Annotated in this window: 16 protein-coding genes; 6 read left to right on the top strand and 10 right to left on the bottom strand. The window is 72.1% G+C overall.

Annotated features, from left to right (window positions below):
* Positions 1 to 57: 57 nt before the first annotated feature.
* From IC607_RS05600 to hrcA, 3 genes are read right to left on the bottom strand one after another with little or no spacing between them, the layout of a single operon-like run.
* Entirely contained in the window at positions 58 to 816 is a 759-nt protein-coding gene (locus IC607_RS05600) for a 16S rRNA (uracil(1498)-N(3))-methyltransferase (protein WP_191786021.1), read from the bottom strand.
* Positions 813 to 1,937: a molecular chaperone DnaJ gene (dnaJ, locus tag IC607_RS05595; protein WP_191786020.1), complete on the bottom strand. Its 1,125-nt coding sequence runs from the start codon at positions 1,935 to 1,937 to the stop codon at positions 813 to 815. The genes IC607_RS05600 and dnaJ overlap by 4 nt, the downstream gene beginning before the upstream one ends.
* A gap of 35 nt (positions 1,938 to 1,972) precedes the next feature.
* Positions 1,973 to 2,995: a heat-inducible transcriptional repressor HrcA gene (gene hrcA, locus IC607_RS05590; RefSeq protein ID WP_191786019.1), complete on the bottom strand. Its 1,023-nt coding sequence runs from the start codon at positions 2,993 to 2,995 to the stop codon at positions 1,973 to 1,975.
* A 129-nt stretch (positions 2,996 to 3,124) separates the two neighbouring features.
* Between hrcA and IC607_RS05585 the strand changes: the two genes are divergently transcribed.
* Positions 3,125 to 3,985, top strand: coding sequence for a DUF3097 domain-containing protein (locus IC607_RS05585; RefSeq protein WP_191786018.1), 861 nt, complete (start codon positions 3,125 to 3,127; stop codon positions 3,983 to 3,985).
* Between the two features lie 3 nt (positions 3,986 to 3,988).
* Here the strand turns inward: IC607_RS05585 and IC607_RS05580 are convergent, their stop codons facing one another.
* Positions 3,989 to 5,098 carry a hypothetical protein gene (locus IC607_RS05580; RefSeq protein WP_191786017.1) on the bottom strand — a complete coding sequence of 370 codons (1,110 nt, stop codon included), beginning with the start codon at positions 5,096 to 5,098 and terminating at the stop codon, positions 3,989 to 3,991.
* A gap of 178 nt (positions 5,099 to 5,276) precedes the next feature.
* Here IC607_RS05580 and IC607_RS05575 point away from each other — a divergent pair, with 178 nt between their 5' ends.
* On the top strand, positions 5,277 to 5,717 hold the full coding sequence (locus tag IC607_RS05575; protein WP_191786016.1) for a DUF4870 domain-containing protein: 441 nt from the start codon (positions 5,277 to 5,279) through the stop codon (positions 5,715 to 5,717).
* Positions 5,718 to 5,764: 47 nt separating this feature from the next.
* On the top strand, positions 5,765 to 6,166 hold the full coding sequence (locus IC607_RS05570) for a DUF4870 domain-containing protein (RefSeq protein ID WP_191786015.1): 402 nt from the start codon (positions 5,765 to 5,767) through the stop codon (positions 6,164 to 6,166).
* A gap of 6 nt (positions 6,167 to 6,172) precedes the next feature.
* On the opposite strand, the gene hemW is transcribed toward IC607_RS05570, so the two are convergent.
* Both hemW and lepA read right to left on the bottom strand, forming a co-directional pair.
* A complete protein-coding gene (hemW, locus tag IC607_RS05565) occupies positions 6,173 to 7,411 on the bottom strand; it encodes a radical SAM family heme chaperone HemW (RefSeq protein WP_191786014.1) in 1,239 nt (412 codons plus the stop codon).
* Positions 7,408 to 9,297, bottom strand: coding sequence for a translation elongation factor 4 (lepA, locus tag IC607_RS05560; protein WP_370526032.1), 1,890 nt, complete (start codon positions 9,295 to 9,297; stop codon positions 7,408 to 7,410). Before lepA ends, hemW begins: the two co-directional genes overlap by 4 nt.
* Before the next feature lie 111 nt (positions 9,298 to 9,408).
* On the opposite strand from lepA, the gene IC607_RS05555 reads away from it, so the two are divergent.
* Positions 9,409 to 10,152, top strand: a complete 744-nt coding sequence (locus tag IC607_RS05555; protein WP_191786013.1) for a maleylpyruvate isomerase family mycothiol-dependent enzyme — start codon at positions 9,409 to 9,411, stop codon at positions 10,150 to 10,152.
* A gap of 19 nt (positions 10,153 to 10,171) precedes the next feature.
* Here the strand turns inward: IC607_RS05555 and IC607_RS05550 are convergent, their stop codons facing one another.
* A complete protein-coding gene (locus IC607_RS05550; protein WP_191786012.1) occupies positions 10,172 to 11,512 on the bottom strand; it encodes a nucleotide sugar dehydrogenase in 1,341 nt (446 codons plus the stop codon).
* A 355-nt stretch (positions 11,513 to 11,867) separates the two neighbouring features.
* Between IC607_RS05550 and IC607_RS05545 the strand changes: the two genes are divergently transcribed.
* Positions 11,868 to 13,211, top strand: coding sequence for a glycosyltransferase family 2 protein (locus tag IC607_RS05545; RefSeq protein WP_191786011.1), 1,344 nt, complete (start codon positions 11,868 to 11,870; stop codon positions 13,209 to 13,211).
* Between the two features lie 61 nt (positions 13,212 to 13,272).
* Entirely contained in the window at positions 13,273 to 13,962 is a 690-nt protein-coding gene (locus IC607_RS05540; RefSeq protein ID WP_225224559.1) for a GntR family transcriptional regulator, read from the top strand.
* Between the two features lie 21 nt (positions 13,963 to 13,983).
* Here the strand turns inward: IC607_RS05540 and IC607_RS05535 are convergent, their stop codons facing one another.
* Genes IC607_RS05535 through IC607_RS05525 form a run of 3 tightly spaced genes read right to left on the bottom strand, consistent with a single transcriptional unit; the run spans position 13,984 to position 17,346 of the window.
* The gene (locus tag IC607_RS05535) at positions 13,984 to 14,823 is read right to left on the bottom strand and encodes a transglutaminase family protein (protein WP_191786010.1); all 840 of its coding nucleotides are present in this window, start codon (positions 14,821 to 14,823) and stop codon (positions 13,984 to 13,986) included.
* Between the two features lie 28 nt (positions 14,824 to 14,851).
* Positions 14,852 to 15,781 (bottom strand): alpha-E domain-containing protein, encoded by a 930-nt coding sequence (locus IC607_RS05530; RefSeq protein ID WP_191786009.1) that lies wholly within the window; start codon positions 15,779 to 15,781, stop codon positions 14,852 to 14,854.
* Positions 15,775 to 17,346, bottom strand: a complete 1,572-nt coding sequence (locus IC607_RS05525; protein WP_191786008.1) for a circularly permuted type 2 ATP-grasp protein — start codon at positions 17,344 to 17,346, stop codon at positions 15,775 to 15,777. Before IC607_RS05525 ends, IC607_RS05530 begins: the two co-directional genes overlap by 7 nt.
* Positions 17,347 to 17,390 lie beyond the last annotated feature (44 nt).

The following is a 17,390-nucleotide window of genomic DNA, read 5'->3' as shown; positions in this document are numbered from 1 at the left end:
GCTCGGCGTACGCCGCTGCGCTCCTTCGAGGGACGGATCCTGTCGCCACGAGTCTAGTCAGCCCCAGCGTCCGAGGCGCTGGGCGAGCAGCGCGAGGGCGACCGGTCCCGCGGTGGACGTGCGCAGCACGTGCGGGCCGAGCCGCGCGACGAGCGCGCCGGCGTCGGTGAGGCGGGCCAGCTCGGCCTCCCCGATGCCCCCCTCGGGGCCGACGACGACGAGCAGCTCACCGCTCGTCGGCAGCGCGACCTCCGCGATGGGCCGGGACGACTCCTCGTGCAGGACGAGCACCGCTCCCCCGGCGTCGACGGTGGCCGCGACGCGGGCCGCGAGCGCCTTGGTGTCGAGTGCGACGTCGACCTCCGGCACCCACGCGCGCCGCGACTGCTTGGCCGCCGCGAGGACCGTGGCCTGCCACTTCGCCCGGCTCTTGGCGGCCCGCTCGCCCCGCCAGACGACGACGGACCGCTCGGCCTGCCACGGCAGCACACGGTCGACGCCCACCTCGGTGGCCGCCTCGATCGCGTGCTCGTCGCGGTCGCCCTTGGCCAGCGCCTGGACCAGCACGAGCGTCACGTCGGGCGCGGGCTCGACCACCCGCTCGTCGACCTCGACGTGGACCTCCGCGCCGGCGACCGCCACGATCCGGCCGACGAGCCGCGTGCCGGCGCCGTCCACGACGTCGACCCGCTCACCGATCGCCTTGCGCTGCACGACGCCCGCGTGCCGGCCTTCCGCACCGTCGAGCAGCACCGTGGCGCCGACCGTCGCGGCACCGACCCGGGCCGGATCGCCCAGGAAGACGGGCGCGCTCAACGCCCCGAGAGCTTGTCGCGGAGCTTGCCGAACACGCCGGAGTGGCTCGCCGCCAGCCGCGCCTCGGGTCGCTCCTCGCCGCGCAGTGCGGCGAGCTGGCGCAGCAGGTCGGCCTGCTGCTCGTCGATGGACGTCGGCACGCTGACCTCGACGTGCACGTGCAGGTCGCCGCGGCCGCCCACGTGCAGGTGCCCCACACCGAGCCCCTTGAGCGTGACGACCTGCGACGGCTGCGTGCCGGGGCGCAGGTCGACCTCCTGCTCGCCGTCCAGGGTGTCGAGCGTGAGGACGGTGCCGAGCGCGGCGGCGGTCATCGGGACCTCGAGCGTCGCGTGCAGGTCGTCACCGCGGCGCACGAAGGTGTCGTGCTTGCGCTCGCGCACCTCGAGGTAGACGTCGCCCGCGGGGCCGCCGGCAGGACCGACCTCACCCTGGCCCGTGAGCTTGATGCGCGTGCCGGTGTCGACGCCGGCGGGGACGTCGACGGACAGAGTGCGGCGCGAGCGCACGCGGCCCTCGCCGGAGCACTCGGTGCACGGCTCGGGGATGACGGTGCCGAATCCGTGGCACGCGGCGCACGGCTGGGTCGTCATGACCTGGCCCAGGAACGAGCGCGCGACCCGCTGGACGGTGCCGCGGCCGTGGCACACGTCGCAGGTGCGCGGCGAGGTGCCCGGTCGGCAGCACGTGCCGGAGCACGTCGGGCAGACGACCGCGGTGTCCACCGGGACCTCGCGGTGCACGCCGAACGTGACGTCGGCCAGGTCGAGGTCCAGGCGGACGAGGGCGTCCTGGCCGCGGCGTGCGCGCGGCACCGGGCCGCGCTGCGCCTGGGCGCCGGCCGCGCCGAAGAACGTCTCGAAGATGTCCTGGAACCCGAAGCCGCCGCCCGCGCCGCCGCCGGCCGACGCCGGGTCGCCGCCCATGTCGTACGAGCGGCGCTTGTCGGCGTTGCCGAGCACGTCGTAGGCGCGCGAGACGTCCTTGAACCGCTCCTCGGCGGCCGGGTCGTCACCCGCGACGTCCGGGTGGTTGGCCCGGGCGAGCTTGCGGTAGGCCTTCTTGATCTGCTCGGGGCTCGCGTCGCGCGGCACGCCGAGGATCTCGTAGTAGTCCGTCACAGAAAGGTGCGCTCTCTTCCGATGGTCGTCTGGGCTCAGGAACCCGCGAGGATCCGGGTCAGGTACCGCGCGACGGCGCGCACGGCGGCCATGGTGCCCGGGTAGTTCATGCGTGTGGGGCCGATCGAGCCGACACGCGCGATGGCGCCGTGCTCGTCGCCGTACGCGGTGGTCACGAAGCTCGTCTCGAGCAGGCCGACGTGCTGGGTCTCGGAGCCGATCCGGACCGACACGGCGGCCTCGTCCTCGGCCATCTCCGAGAGCAGGCGCAGCAGCACCACCTGCTCCTCGAGCGCCTCCAGCACGGGCCCGAGCGTGTTGTTGAAGTCGGCGCCGCCGCGCGCGAGGTTCGCCGTGCCCGCCAGGACCACGCGCTCCTCGCTCTCCTGCGCCAGCGTCTCCTCGATGATGGCGACGACGCTCGCGACGAGCGGCGCGTGCTCCGGCTCGAAAGCCGCGCCCAGGTCCCGCAGCGCGGTGGTCAGCTCCGGCAGTCGTCGTCCCGCGACGCACACGTTGAGCTGTGCGCGCAGGCGCGCGACGAGGAGCTCGTCCAGGTCCAGGCCCGCGTCCAGCGTCCGCTGCTCCACGCGGCCCGTGTCCGTGATGAGCACGACGAGCAGGTGCCGCGGGCCCACGGGGACGAGCTCGATGTGCCGCAGGGCGGAGCGCCGCAGCGACGGGTACTGCACGACGGCGACCTGCTGCGTGAGCTGGGCGATGAGCCGCACGGAGCGGTCGACGACGTCGTCCAGGTCCACCGCGTCCTCGAGGAACGAGCCGATCGCACGCCGCTCGGGCGCGGACAGCGGCTTGACGGTGGAAAGGCGGTCGACGAAGACGCGGTAGCCCTTGTCCGTCGGGACGCGCCCCGCCGAGGTGTGCGGCTGGGCGATGTACCCGGCGTCCTCGAGCGCGGCCATGTCGTTGCGGATGGTGGCCGGCGAGACGCCGAGGGTGTGACGCTCGACGAGTGCCCGGGAGCCGACGGGCTCGCGCGTGGCGACGTAGTCCTCGACGATGGCGCGCAGCACGTCGAGCCTGCGGTCCTCGCTCATCCGGCCTCCCTCCGTCGTCGTCGTGCCCGCAGCGCTCTGGGTAGCACTCTCGGGGTTCGAGTGCCAAGCCTACGCCGCCACGCCGACACGTACCCGGGCCGACACCGTTCCCCCACCTAAGGTGCCGGGGTGACCCACGACCGCTACGGCTCCGACGTCCTGGGCGGTACGCCCACCACCCACCACCGCGCCCCGCGCACGTCCCGCCCGCAGCCCGCCGAGCGCGGGCTCGTCGTGGAGGACGTCAGCACGGGCTGGGTCGGGGCCGTGGTCCGCGTGGAGAAGTCGGGCGGCCAGCACGTCGTCGTGCTCGAGGACCGGGCGGGCCGCACGCGGACGTTCGCGCTCGGACCCGGGTTCTGGGTCGACGGGGAACCCGTGGTCCTGACGCCGCCGGTGCGCGCGTCCGCGCCCGCAGCCCCCACGCGGACCGCGTCGGGCTCCCGTGCCGTCGCGAACGCACCCGCGCGGGTGGCCCGCGCCAGTCGCATCTGGGTCGAGGGCAAGCACGACGCCGAGCTCGTCGAGAAGGTCTGGGGCGACGACCTGCGCGTCGAGGGGATCGTGGTCGAGCTGCTCGACGGCGTCGACAACCTGGCCGACGCCCTGCGCGACTTCCGGCCCGGGCCGCAGCGCCGCGTCGGGGTGCTCGTCGACCACCTGGTCCCGGGCTCGAAGGAGACGCGCATCGTGGCCGAGGCCACCCGCGGCGTCCCCGCCGGCTCCGTGCTGGTTCTGGGCCACCCGTACGTGGACGTCTGGCAGGCGATCAAGCCCGAGCGCGTCGGCCTGCGGGCCTGGCCGACGATCGAGCGCGGCACCGAGTGGAAGCACGGCATCCTGCGCGAGCTGGGCTGGCCGGCGGACGAGCAGGCCGACGTGGCCCGAGCGTGGCAGCGGATCCTGCGCTCGGTGCGCAGCTACGCCGACCTCGAACCGAGCCTGCTCGGTCGCGTCGAGGAGCTCATCGACTTCGTCACGCTGGACTGATCCTCACGCCACGGGTGCGATGGGCTCACCCAGCAGCCGCTTGTAGAAGTACGACGTCGCGACCAGCACGACCGGCGCGGCGACCAGCAGGCCGATGCCGCACAGGAGGGCGCCGGCGATCAGGATGACGACGCCCAGCAGGTAGAACAGCAACGTGTTCGCGAGGTTCGCGCGCACCAGCTCGAAGCTCGACCTCAACGCGTCGACCGGGCTCAGCTGCTTGTCCACGACGAACCAGAGCGTGAACAGCAGGAAAAGGTTCACGGCGAACGCGACCAGCTGACCGAGGAGCGGGATCCACGAGACCAGGCTCACCACGATGTTGACGGCCGTGAGCAGCAGCGCCGTCAGAACGAGGTTGGTCGAGTTCTCGAAGCGGAAGAAGTCGGCGAGCTCGGGACGTCGACCCTCCGTCACCTTGAGCGAGGCCCGCACGAAGGCGGCCTGCACCAGGAAGAGGATCAGGTAGAACACGGCCGCGACGACCAGGAAGCCGATGGACAGTCCGATCCGCGGCGTGTTGTCGTCGTTCTCGAACAGGCTCGCGAAGCCGCCGAAGATCAGCGTGACGAGGAAGAGCACGACGCCCCCGGCGATCAACCAGATCAGCGTCGCGGCGATGAACACCCCGCCGCTGCGCGTGAACGCGTTCCAGCCGTAGGAGAACGCCTCGCCCAGCGGCGACGGCTGCGGGGCGGGGTAGCCACCTCCGGGAGGCGGAGCGCTCGGGTATCCGCCCGCCTGCGGTGGCGCGTAGCCACCGGGCGGAGGCGGCGGGTACCCGCCCGCGGCCGGTGGCGGGGTCGCAGCCGCGGCGGGCGGCGGGTACGCGGCCGCGGGCGGCGGGGCGTACGACGGGGCCGCCGGCGGCTGGTACGTCGGGGCGGGCGGCTCGGGCGCCGCGGACTCGGCCTTGGCGAGCGACGGAGGTGCGTCGGGCGCCTCTGGGGCGTCGGGGACGCTGGACTCGTCGGGCACCGCCGGGATGTCCGGCGTCGTCGGCTCGTCGGGCACCGTGGGCACGTCCGGCGTCGAAGGCTCACCCGGGGCGCCGGACGTGCCTGCGGGCTGCTTGTCGTCGCGCGGCGGGGTCCCGCCAGGGTTCTCGCTCATGTCCGAATCCTCCAGGTCCCCGGGCTGTCGTCGCCCAGTCGCCAGCGAACCGAAGACGTGCAGGTGGTGTCAAGGATCCGCCCTCGTCGACCGTCCCGCGAGACGACCGTGGCCGGTACCCTGGCGCCGGCAGGACGCACGGGATCCGCCCGTGCTCGACGAGCCGAGGATGCAGACGATGAGCGCACAGGGTCCCGACCCGGAGTTCCTCCGCAAGCCCGAGCCCGGGCAGCAGTACGCCCCGCCGGCCGCAGGTGTGCCGCCTCAGCCCGCGTGGGGCGGCCCGGTGCCGCTGCGTCCCGACGAGGAGCGGACCTGGGCCGTGCTGGCGCACGCGCTCCCGCTCGTCGGTCTCGGCTTCCTGGCGCCGCTCGTCATCTGGCTCTGCTTCCGCGGCCGCGGCCCGTACCTGGAGGACCAGGCCAAGGAGGCGCTGAACTTCCAGCTCACGCTCCTGATCGGCGTGGTCGTCGGCGTGGTGACCCTGATCATCGTCGTCGGCATCTTCGTGCTGATCGCGGTGAGCATCGCGAGCCTGGTCTTCGGCATCATCGCGGCGATCGCCGCCAGCCGGTACGAGTGGTACCGCTACCCGTTCAACATCCGCTTCGTCCGCTGACGCGACCTCCGCCCGCAGCGCATCTTCACGCCCATCAGGAGGACGCGATGTCCCAGCAGTACCCCTCGCCGCACGAGCACCAGCCCTACGGCGACCAGCCCCGCACGGGCGGCAGCGGCAACAACCTGGCGATGGTCGCCCACCTGGGCGGGATCCTCACCTACTTCTTCGCCGGCTGGGTGGCCTCGCTCGTCGTCCTCCTCGTCGAGCGCGACCGCCCGCACGGCGCCCGCGAGGAGGCGCGCGTCGCGCTGAACTTCCAGCTCACGCTGCTGATCGCGATGGTCGTCGGCAAGATCATCAACTCGCTGCCCGTGATCGACATCATCGGCTGGATCCTCATGCTCGCCGTCGGGATCATCGGCCTGGTGCTGTCCATCCTGGCCGCGATCACGGTCTCCCGCGGCGCGAGCTACCGCTACCCGTTCTCGCTCGAGCTCGTGCGCTGACTCGGCTCAGTCGCCGAAGCCGGCCAGGGTGCGCACCACGAGATCCGCGAGGAGCCGGCCGCGCAGCGTGAGCAGGACGCGGCGGTCGACCAGCAGGGCGCGGCCGTCGACGAGCCCGTCGGCGACCAGACCGGCGAGCGCCGTGCGGTTCTCGGCCGGGACCTCGTCGACGGGCATGCCGCCGGACAGGCGGACGTGGAGCATGAGGCGCTCGAGCGTCGCCGCCTCGGCGTCCACGACCTCCCGGCCCGCCGCCGGGCTCAGCCCCGCCTCGAGCCGCGACGCGTAGGCGCGGGGATGCTTGACGTTCCACCAACGCACGCCGCCGACGTGGCTGTGCGCGCCCGGACCGATCCCCCACCAGTCGTCGCCGCGCCAGTACGCGAGGTTGTGCCGGCACACCGTCTGCGGGGTGCGCGACCAGTTCGACACCTCGTACCAGTGCAGGCCCGCGGCGGTGAGCAGCTCGTCGGCCAGCTCGTACTTGGCGGCCTGGTCGTCGCCGTCGGGCAGCGTCAGCTCGCCTCGTCGGACCTGGACCGCCATCTTGGTGCCCTGCTCCACCACCAGCGCGTACGCGGACACGTGGTCGACGCCGGTGGCGAGCGCGGACTCGAGCGAGGCGCGCCAGTCGTCGAGCGACTCCCCCGGCGTGCCGTAGATGAGGTCGACCGAGACGTCGAGGCCCGCGTCGCGCGCCCAGCGCACCACGTCGGGGATGCGGCGCGGGTCGTGGGTGCGCTCCAGGGTGGCGAGCACGTGCGGGACCGCGGACTGCATGCCGAACGAGACGCGCGTGAACCCGCCGGCGGCGAGCGCGGCGAGCGACTGCGGTGTCACTGAGTCCGGGTTCGCCTCGGTGGTCACCTCGGCGTCGTCGGCCAGGCCCCACGCGTCGCGGATGCCACCGAGCATGCGGACCAGGTCGTCGGCCGCCAGGACCGTGGGCGTGCCGCCGCCGACGAAGACCGTCGAGACCTCCCGGCGCGGCAGGCCAGACTCCGCCAGCACGCGCTGCGCGAGCGTGACCTCCTGCAGGGCCGTGTCCGCGTAGGACGCCTGGCTCGCGCCGCCGCCCAGCTCGGTGGCGGTGTAGGTGTTGAAGTCGCAGTACCCGCAGCGCACGGTGCAGAACGGGACGTGCAGGTAGACGCCGAACGCGCGCTCGTCGGCCCCGGCGACGACGGAGGCCGGCAACGCGCCGTCGTCGGGCGCGTCGTCCCCGTCGGGGAGAGCCGGGCTCACTTCTTCTTCGCGTCCTTGGCGTCCTTGCCGCCCGACGACCCGGCAGCGTCCGACGAGAGCGCGGCGATGAAGGCTTCCTGCGGCACGTCGACCCGTCCGATGGTCTTCATGCGCTTCTTGCCCTCCTTCTGCTTCTCCAGCAGCTTGCGCTTCCGGGTGATGTCACCGCCGTAGCACTTGGCCAGGACGTCCTTGCGGATGGCGCGGATGGTCTCGCGCGCGATCACGCGGGCGCCGATGGCGGCCTGGATGGGCACCTCGAACTGCTGGCGCGGGATGAGCTCGCGCAGCTTGCCGGTCATCATCACGCCGTAGGCGTACGCCTTGTCCTTGTGCACGATGGCGCTGAACGCGTCGACCGTCTCGCCCTGCAGCAGGATGTCGACCTTGACCAGGTCGGCGGTCTGGTCGCCGATGGGCTCGTAGTCGAGGCTCGCGTAGCCGCGCGTGCGGGACTTGAGCTGGTCGAAGAAGTCGAAGACGATCTCCGCCATCGGCAGCACGTAGCGCAGCTCGACGCGGTCCTCGGACAGGTAGTCCATGCCCTGCAGCTCGCCGCGCTTGGACTGGCTGAGCTCCATGATCGCGCCGATGAACTCGCTCGGCGCCAAGATCGTCGCCTTCACGATCGGCTCGCGGACCTCGCCGATCTTGCCGCTGGGGAACTCGCTCGGGTTGGTGACCGTCACGACGCTCTTGTCCTCGAGCGAGACCTCGTAGACGACGTTCGGGGCGGTCGAGATGAGGTCGAGGTCGAACTCGCGCTCGAGCCGCTCGCGGATGATCTCCAGGTGCAGCAGGCCCAGGAAGCCGACGCGGAACCCGAAGCCCAGGGCGACCGACGTCTCGGGCTCGTAGTTGAGCGCGGCGTCGTTGAGCTTGAGCTTGTCCAGGGCGTCGCGCAGCACCGGGTAGTCGGTGCCGTCGATCGGGTACAGACCCGAGAAGACCATGGGCTTGGGATCGGAGTACCCGCCCAGAGCCTCGGCGGCGGGCTTGCCGGCGTTGGTGACGGTGTCGCCGACCTTGGACTGGCGCACGTCCTTCACGCCGGTGATGAGGTAGCCGACCTCGCCGACGCCCAGGCCCTTGGTCGGCACGGGCTCCGGGGAGATGACGCCGATCTCGAGCAGCTCGTGCGTCGCCTTCGTCGACATCATCGAGATCCGCTCGCGCGGGTTGAGGTTGCCGTCGACCACGCGGACGTACGTGACGACGCCGCGGTAGGTGTCGTAGACGGAGTCGAAGATCATGGCACGGGCGGGCGCGTCCGCGTCGCCCGTGGGCGGCGGGACCAGCTCGACGATGCGGTCGAGCAGCGCCTCGACGCCGACGCCGGTCTTGCCGGACACCTTGAGGCAGTCCTCGGGCTCGCCGCCGATGAGCTTGGCGAGCTCCTCCGCGTACTTCTCCGGCTGCGCCGCCGGCAGGTCGATCTTGTTGAGGACCGGGATGATCGTCAGGTCGTTCTCGAGAGCCAGGTACAGGTTGGCCAGCGTCTGCGCCTCGATGCCCTGCGCGGCGTCGACCAGCAGCACGGCGCCCTCGCACGCGGCCAGCGACCGCGACACCTCGTACGTGAAGTCGACGTGCCCGGGTGTGTCGATCATGTTCAGCGCGTACGCCTGGTCGTCGACACCCCACGGCATGCGTACGGCCTGCGACTTGATGGTGATGCCGCGCTCGCGCTCGATGTCCATCCGGTCCAGGTACTGCGCCCGCATGGCCCGCGCGTCCACCACGCCCGTGAGCTGCAGCATCCGGTCCGCCAGCGTCGACTTGCCGTGGTCGATGTGCGCGATGATACAGAAGTTGCGCAGCAGGTCGGGCGACGTCGCGGCAGGGTGGATGCGCGACGATGCGGCGGCACTGGGGATCGGGGACACGCGCGGACAACTCCCGGCTGGTGGGTACTGGTGCGCCCGATGGCGCTCGATCGACGGTTCGTGACCGGCCCGGACCTGTCGGGGGTCCTCGGCCGACCCCACCATGGTCCCATGACGAGCGCCCCGGACGCTGCCACGGTCCCCGACGACGCCACCGCCGCCTCTCCCGCAGCCGCGCCGCTCGACCACCTGGCCGAGCTCACCGTGCTCCAGGACCAGTTCCTGGCGACGATCGACCTCGTCGACCCGGCGACGCCGGTCCCCTCGTGCGGCGACTGGACAGTCCGCGACCTCGTCGAGCACGTCGCGGAGATCCACCACTGGGCCGCCGCCCAAGCCCGCCGCGAGGAGGTGGAGCCGCTGGCGCCGGCGTCGTCGCTGACGGCCCGCTACGCCGACGCGGCAGCCGAGCTCCGCTCGACCCTCGCGGCCCTGTCCCCCGACGCGCCCGCCTGGACCCTCGACGACAGCAACGTCACCGCGTTCTGGCGCCGCCGCCAGCTCCACGAGACCCTCATCCACCTGTGGGACCTGCGCACGGCGGCCGGCCTCCCCCTCGACGTCGCCCCCGCCATCTGGGCCGATGCCGTCGACGAGGTCGTCACGGTCATGCAGCCCCGCCAAGAGCGTCTCGGCCGGATGGCTCCGCTGCACCGCGCGCTCCGGATCGACGCGGCCGACCGAGCTGCCACGTGGCTGCTCGGCCCAGGCACGCCGCTCGTCACCGTCGCTGGAACCTCCCGATCCGTGGCGCTCCTCCTGTGGCGCCGCACGGGTGCCGACCTGTCAGACCTGCACGTGACGGGAGCCAGGGATGTCCTCGACGACGCGTTGGGCGCGGGTCTGACGCCGTAGCGGCGCCGTCCCGACGGTGTCAGAAGCGCTGCGCGCGGTCGGTGGCGTGGCCAGTCGTGTCCAGGAACGACTGAGCGACAGCCCCGAGGCGGTCGGCGTCGTAGCTGCGGTGCGCCTGGAGGAGCACGACGATGTCGGCGTCACCGACCTCCGTGAGGAGCGCTCCGTCGGCGATCCGCTTCGTGCCCACGACGGGCCACTCGCGGACCAGCGGGTCGTGGAACGCGACATCGGCGCCGAGTGCGACGAGCTGCTCGGCCAGAGGCACAGCCGGTGACTCGCGGTCGTCGGCGATGTCGGGCTTGTAGGTGACGCCGAGCAGCAGGACCCGCGCCCCCGCCAGGTCGCGACCGCCGGCGGCCAGCGTCTCTCGCACCCGCTGCACGACATAGGCGGGCATCGACGTGTTGATCTCCTGCGCGAGCTCCACGAAGCGCAGCGGCCGGCCGAGGCGCTCGACGACGTGGTGGTCGAGGTACATCGGGTCGATGGGGATGCAGTGCCCGCCGACACCGACGCCGGGCCGGAACGCCTGGAAGCCGAACGGCTTGGTCGATGCGGCGCCGATGACGTCCCAGATGTCGATGTCGAGCTCGTGGAACGCCTGCGCCAGCTCGTTGACGAGCGCGATGTTGACCTGCCGGTAGGTGTTCTCGAGCAGCTTCGCGGTCTCGGCCTCACGCGTGCTGCGCACGGGGACGACGTGGTCCACCACCTGGGAGTAGAAGGCGACGGCTCGCTCGGTGCACGACGGCGTCAGCCCGCCCACGACCTTCGGGGTGTTGCGGATGCCGAACCGCCCGTTGCCGGGGTCGACCCGCTCGGGCGAGAACGCCAGCGCGAAGTCACGGCCGGCACGCAAGCCCGAGAACTCCTCGAGCATGGGGGCCACGATCTCCTCGGTGGTGCCGGGGAACGTGGTCGACTCCAGCACGACCAGCGATCCGGGACTCAGCCGCTCGCCGACGGTCCGCACGGCGCCGCGCACGGCGCCCAGGTCGGGGCCGCCCGATGCCGACAGCGGCGTGGGCACGCAGATCACGATCGTGTCCGCCCGGGACAGGAGCGAGGCGTCCGTGCTCGGCGTGAATCCCGCCGCGGTCATCGCCCGCACGTCCGCGTCGCTGAGGTCGTCGATGTGCGACGTGCCGCCACGCAGACCCTCGACGACGCGAGAGCTCAGGTCGAAGCCTGCGACCGCCAGGCCGGCCGAGCAGGCCTCCTGAGCGAGCGGGACCCCGACGTAGCCGAGGCCGACGACGGCGACGTCGAACCGCGGCCACGCGACAGGTGCCTGCGGGTAGCGGACGGGCAGCGCGAACTGCTCGAGGGCCGGGGCGGTGGTGGATGTCGTGTTCATGATCTGTGTCCTCTCCTGTGGCTACAACTCGAATCTAGGTTGTATACCGGTATGCACATTGGGCCTTTCGTCCTGACTTCGAGCGCAACGGTGGGCGGATAGTTGTCCATGTCGGTATACCGAAGGAGGAGATCGGAATGAGTGAAGGTGGATCCGCCGGTGGCGTTCTCATGAGCGGCCCGGTAGCTGCGGTCCTGGCCTCGACAGGCGCGACGGGTGCGGCATGGGGTGTCGCGATAGCGGGCGCGGCGGTCCTCGTCGGAGTGCTTCTGCTCCGCGTGCGGCGGCGCCAGAGGGGAGCCGTCAGCGACTGACCGGCCATCCGTCCCACCCCGTCGAGCAAGGAGCATTCGTCATGTCAGAGCAGAACGAGACGCCGTTGAGCGCCCACCATGTCACGAGTCGCTTCCCCTGGCTCGCCGTGGGTGGGGTGGGGGCCGTGGTTGCCTGGGCGACCTACCGCCTCCTCACCATCACGTCCGGAGGACACCCCGTGCTCGGGGTGTACCTCTGCGGTATCGCGCTGCTGGTGTGGCAGCTCGCGAGCGCGGCCTTCGACCGACCGGTCCAGGCCTCACGCCAGCACGCCGCGGCCCTTGCCGCGGCTCGCGTCGCCGTACTGGTCCCGGTATACAACGAGGCGGACGACATCCTGCGGGCGAACCTCGCCTCGCTCCTGCGCCAGACTCACCTGCCCGCGGTCGTCAGCGTGGTGGACGACGGTTCCACCACCGGCGACTACGCCGTCGTGCACGACTGGTTCGTCGTCGCCGCCGAGTCTGCCGGGGTGGCGGTGCGCTGGGAGCGGCAGGCCAACGGTGGCAAGCGCAGCGCGCAGGTAGCTGCCGCCCGGACGTGCCGCGATGTCGACTTCTACGTGACCGTCGACAGCGACACGCAGCTGGACGCCCGTGCCATCGAGGAGAGCATGCAGCCGTTCGCGGATCCCCAGGTCCAGTCGGTCGCGGGCACGATCCTGCTGACGAACTACGACACCAACCTCCTGACGCGGGTGCAGGAGCTGTGGTTCCACTCCATGCAGAAGGTCGACCGGGCCGCGCTGTCGCGCTTCGGCGCCGTCCTGGTCAACTCCGGGGCGCTCGCCACCTACCGCCCGGACGTGCTCTGGGACAACGTCGACGACTACCTGGGCGAGACGCTCTTCGGCCGCCCGGTGCACTCGTCGGACGACAGCCTTCTCACGCTCTACGCCCAGCAGAAGGGCCGCACCGTCCACCAGTCGAGCGCCTTCGCCTTCACGCACATGCCCACGACGTTCGACGGACACCGCCGCCAGCAGCTGAGATGGATGCGCGGCTCGATCATGCGCTCGGGGACGCGCTTCCGTGAGCTGTCACCGGCACGGTTCGCCTTCTGGTACCACCTGCTCAAGTGGCTGCAGTACGCGGTCGCCACCTCGGCGGTGCTCGTCCTGGCCGCGTCCGGTGCGATGTTCCACCCCGCCGCCCTGCTCATGTGCCTGCTGATCGTCGGCGCGGTCCAGCTGGTCGTCAGCCTGCCCTACCTCACGCTCCGGCGCAGCGACCAGAGCCTCGGGGGCCGCCTCGCGGTCGCCGCGTGCGCACCGCTTCTCGCGATCTGGCAGCTCACGTTCCTGCGGGCGCTGCGCTGGTACGCCACCGCGACGTTCGGCAACGTCGCGTGGGGCACGCGGGCGGCCGTCGAGGTGACGTCCTGAGGTCCCGGATGGGCGCCCGCCGTGACCCTAGGCTGGATGCACCCCACGACAAGGAGCTGGCATGGCACCGCCGATCGTCGCGACGCCGGGGATGATGCGCGGCGCGAGCGTGGGACTGGGCGACCGCGTCTACGAGCTGCTCGCCGACGACATCGTGCTGGGCCAAGTCCGGCCGGGTGAGCTCCTGCGCGAGGCCGATGTCGCCGAGCGGCTGGGCGTCTCGCGCACCCCGGTGCGCGAGGGCCTGCGCCGGCTCGGAGAGGTGGGACTGGTCCAGATCGAGACCAACCGGGGCTACCGAGCGGCTCCCTTGGACCTCGAGCGGCTCGAGGAGACCGCGGTCGTGTACTGCGAGCTCAGCGGGGCAGCCGCACGCTTGGCGGCCCCGTCGCTCGATGAGGGCGACCTCACGTGGCTTGCGGCCGCCGAACGAGAGCTCAGCGAGCAGGCGCTCCGCGGCCCGACGCCACAGGACCACCGCTTCGTCCTGAGCGTGTCCGACCTCTTCCTCGAGCGGTGCGGGAACGCGGTCCTCGTGGACACGACCCGCCGCCTGCGGCTGCACGTCGAGCGAGCCATCAACCTGCACGGTCCTGACGTCCCTCGGGCCCACCGGGCCGAACGGATGGGTGGGGTCGCCGCAGCCGCGCGCGCACGTCACCCCGAGCTGCTCGGGGAGACGGTTCGAGTATTCGGCACCCAGACGCTGCTCGACGTCGTGGAGGCGGCACGGGCTGCGTCCGAGGCGTGAAGCCATGCGAACGGCGTCGCCCTACCCCTCGCGCGTGATCTCCACACGGACGTCGAGCTCCTGGGTGCCGCGGCCGGCGTAGATGCCGCGCAGCGGGGGGACGTCGTCGTAGCAGCGGCCGCGTGCCAGCACCACGTGGTGGGAGCCGGCGGGGACGCGGTTGGTCGGGTCGAACGCGACCCAGTCCCCCACCCACCACTCGACCCAGGCGTGAGACTCGCCGCTGACGGTCTCGCCGATCTCGCCGTCGCGGGCCGGGTGCAGGTAGCCGGAGACGTAGCGGGCGGGGATGCCGAGGGAGCGCAGCGCGCCGACCGCGAGGTGGGCGAGGTCCTGGCAGACGCCGGCGCGGGCCTGCCACGCCTCGGTGGCGGGCGTGTGCACGCTCGTGACGCCGGGGATGTACTCGACCTGGTCGCGCAGGGCGAGGCACACGGCCTCGGCGGCGGCCTCCGGCTCGAGGCCCTGCGCCGCGGCGGCGGCCAGCGCGACGACGTCGTCGGGCGCCGCCGTCGTGGGGGTGTCCGAGAGGAACTCCGCGAGGCGGTCGCGGACGTCGGGCGACGCGAGCGTCTCCCAGGTCGCGGGCGTGCGGACCGGGGCGCGGTCGCTGACCTCGACGACGTGCTCGGCGGTGATGACCAGCGAGTCGTGCGGGGTGAGGACCTCGAAGGCCGTCACGGCCGTGCCCCAGTAGTCGCGGTAGTCGTTGGTCCAGGTGTGCGGCTCGATGCTCAGGCGCGAGTCGACGACCGTCTGGCCGGCCTGGGACAGCGGCGTCATGCGCGCCTCGTTGTAGGAGGCCTGGACCGGGCCGGAGTAGCGGAACGTCGAGGTGTGGGTCACCCGCAGGCGGCTCATCGGGTCTCCTCCACAGGTACGGAACGGGTCACAGCGCCTCGCCCACCCAGTTCGTCTCGGCCACGGACGGGAAGTACCGGCCGCGGATCGCGTCGGACGCCGCCGAGCAGGCGCGCTGCACGCGCTCCATCTCGTGCGGCAGGTCGGCGAGCACCTCGGCGAGCGGCCGATACTCCAGGCTCGTGCGGACGTGGCCGATGTGGCGGCGGGCGTCGTCGACCGTCGCACGGTCGACGACAGGTTCCAGGGCAGCCAGCGACGCCTCGGCCTGGTTGAGCGCGAAGACGATGGACCGCGGGAAGAGTCGGTCCAGGAGGAGGAAGCCGGCAGCACGCTCGTCGGACGCCCCGCCGCGGTAGGTGCGCAGGAATGCCTCGTGCGCACCGCACGAGCGCAGCAGCGTGGTCCAGCCCGGGCCGGCAGAGCCCGCGAGAGCGCGCGTGGCCAGCAGGCGGGCGGTCATGTCGGCGCGCTCGATGGAGCGGCCGAGCATCATGAACGTGTAGGTGTCGTCGCGGGACGTCGCCGAGTCCATGATCCCGGCGACGATCGCCGCGCGCTCCCGCACCCACGTGAAGTAGTCGTGCGGCCGTGCCGGGCGCATGTGGGACGGGAGCTGGTTCCACGTCGTGTTGAGGCACTCCCACAGCTCGGTGGAGATGATCTCGCGGGCACGCCGCGCGTTCTCGCGCGCCGAGACCAGCGAACCCGCGATCGACGACGGCGAGAACCGGTCGTACGCGAGCGTGTCGAGCACCTGGGCCCGGCCGATCTCCACGTCCCCCGGCGGTGCCGGCCGGTCCATGACCGACAGCAGCGACCGGCAGGCCAGGTCCTCCTCGGCCCACGGGTCCTCGAGCAGGATCTGCACGTGCACGTCGAGCAGGCGCGCCGTGTCGTCGGCCCGCTCCACGTAGCGGCCGATCCAGAACAGCGACTCCGCGATCCGGCTCAGCACGTCGCCACCCCCGTCTGCTGCTGCTGCTGCATGACCTGGGCACGCATGTCGTTGGGGTTCGCGTCGATCGGGACCGCGCTGTCCACGGGCACCGACTGCGGCCGCTCGGTGGGCCTCTGCACCGGGAAGCTGCGGCTGCCGCCCAGCACCCACGTGTCCTTGGAGCCGCCGCCCTGGGAGGAGTTCACGACGAGCTGCCCCTCGGGCAGGGCCACACGCGTCAGGCCGCCAGGCAGCACGTAGACGTCGTCGCCGTTGTTCACCGCGAACGGCCGCAGGTCCGTGTGCCGGGGCCGCAGGCGGTCGTCGATGAGCGTCGGGATCGTCGAGAGCTGCACGACGGGCTGGGCGATCCACCCGCGCGGGTCGTCCTGCAGCCGCGTGCGCAGCGCGTCGAGCTCGGCCTTGGAGGCCTTCGGCCCGACGACGAGGCCCTTGCCACCCGATCCGTCGACGGGCTTCACGACGAGCTCGTCGAGCCGGTCGAGCACCTCCTCGAGCGCGCCCGGGTCCTCCAGGCGCCAGGTGTCGACATTCTTGAGGATCGGCTCCTCACCCAGGTAGTAGCGGATCATGTCCGGCACATAGGTGTAGACGAGCTTGTCGTCGGCCACGCCGTTGCCCACCGCGTTGGCGATCGTGACGGTGCCGTTGCGAGCGCAGGTCATGAGACCGGGGCTGCCCAGCAGGGAGTCGGACCGGAACGCGACCGGGTCCAGGAAGTCGTCGTCGACCCGGCGGTAGATCACGTCGACACGACGCCGGCCCTGCGTGGTGCGCATCCACACGCGACCGCCCGCGCAGAACAGGTCGCGGCCCTCGACGAGCTCGACGCCCATCGTCCGGGCGAGCAGCGAGTGCTCGAAGTAGGCGGAGTTGAAGACGCCTGGTGTCAGCACGACGACCGTCGGGTCGTCGACGCCCTGCGGCGCCGCGGCGACGAGTGCCGCGAACAGCCGGCGCGGGTAGTCCGCCACGGGCCGGATGCGCAGCGCCGCGAACAGCTCGGGGAACGTCTGCGCCATCGCCCGGCGGTTGGACAGCACGTAGGAGACGCCGCTGGGGACACGGACGTTGTCCTCGAGCACGCGCCAGCCGTCCAGCGCGTCACGGACCAGGTCGATGCCCGAGACATGGACCCGCACGCCGTTGGGCGGCTGGATGCCGCGGGCCGCGCGATGGAAGTGCGTCGAGGAGACGATGACCGAGCGCGGGATGACGCCGTCCGCGACGGCCCGCTGCTGTCCGTACACGTCGGCGAGGAACGCCTCGAGAGCCTTGACGCGCTGCGCGACGCCGGGGGCCACCTGGTCCCACTCGTCGCTCGCGATGACACGCGGCACGACGTCCAGCGGGAAGGGCCGCTCCTCGCCCGCGAAGTCGAAGGTGACGCCCTGGGTCAGATAGGTCCGCGCCAGCGCGTCGGCACGAGCCTGCACCTCTCCGGCCGTCATCTCGGCGAGCGCCGCGTGCACCTGCCGGTACGCGCTGCGCGGCCCGGTCCGCGGATCGAGCATCTCGTCCCACGCCTGGCCCGGTGGGTACTCGTCGAACAGGTCAGCCATGCTCGGACCCTAAGCCCGTCGTGTTGCCGGCGCGTGACGAGAGT

It is taken from the genome of Cellulomonas sp. JH27-2 (genome assembly GCF_014837175.1).
Taxonomy (GTDB): domain Bacteria; phylum Actinomycetota; class Actinomycetes; order Actinomycetales; family Cellulomonadaceae; genus Cellulomonas.
This window is presented reverse-complemented; position numbering and strand designations above follow the sequence as displayed.

What these genes read in the sequence shown, in the direction of transcription:
- IC607_RS05580 (WP_191786017.1), bottom strand. Translation starts at nt 5,098, where the DNA reads ATGAGCGAGAACCCTGGCGGGACCCCGCCGCGCGACGACAAGCAGCCC.
- IC607_RS05540 (WP_225224559.1), top strand. Translation starts at nt 13,273, where the DNA reads ATGGCACCGCCGATCGTCGCGACGCCGGGGATGATGCGCGGCGCGAGC.
- IC607_RS05575 (WP_191786016.1), top strand. Translation starts at nt 5,277, where the DNA reads ATGAGCGCACAGGGTCCCGACCCGGAGTTCCTCCGCAAGCCCGAGCCC.
- IC607_RS05550 (WP_191786012.1), bottom strand. Translation starts at nt 11,512, where the DNA reads ATGAACACGACATCCACCACCGCCCCGGCCCTCGAGCAGTTCGCGCTG.
- IC607_RS05570 (WP_191786015.1), top strand. Translation starts at nt 5,765, where the DNA reads ATGTCCCAGCAGTACCCCTCGCCGCACGAGCACCAGCCCTACGGCGAC.
- IC607_RS05535 (WP_191786010.1), bottom strand. Translation starts at nt 14,823, where the DNA reads ATGAGCCGCCTGCGGGTGACCCACACCTCGACGTTCCGCTACTCCGGC.
- hrcA (WP_191786019.1), bottom strand. Translation starts at nt 2,995, where the DNA reads ATGAGCGAGGACCGCAGGCTCGACGTGCTGCGCGCCATCGTCGAGGAC.
- IC607_RS05555 (WP_191786013.1), top strand. Translation starts at nt 9,409, where the DNA reads ATGACGAGCGCCCCGGACGCTGCCACGGTCCCCGACGACGCCACCGCC.
- IC607_RS05545 (WP_191786011.1), top strand. Translation starts at nt 11,868, where the DNA reads ATGTCAGAGCAGAACGAGACGCCGTTGAGCGCCCACCATGTCACGAGT.
- IC607_RS05525 (WP_191786008.1), bottom strand. Translation starts at nt 17,346, where the DNA reads ATGGCTGACCTGTTCGACGAGTACCCACCGGGCCAGGCGTGGGACGAG.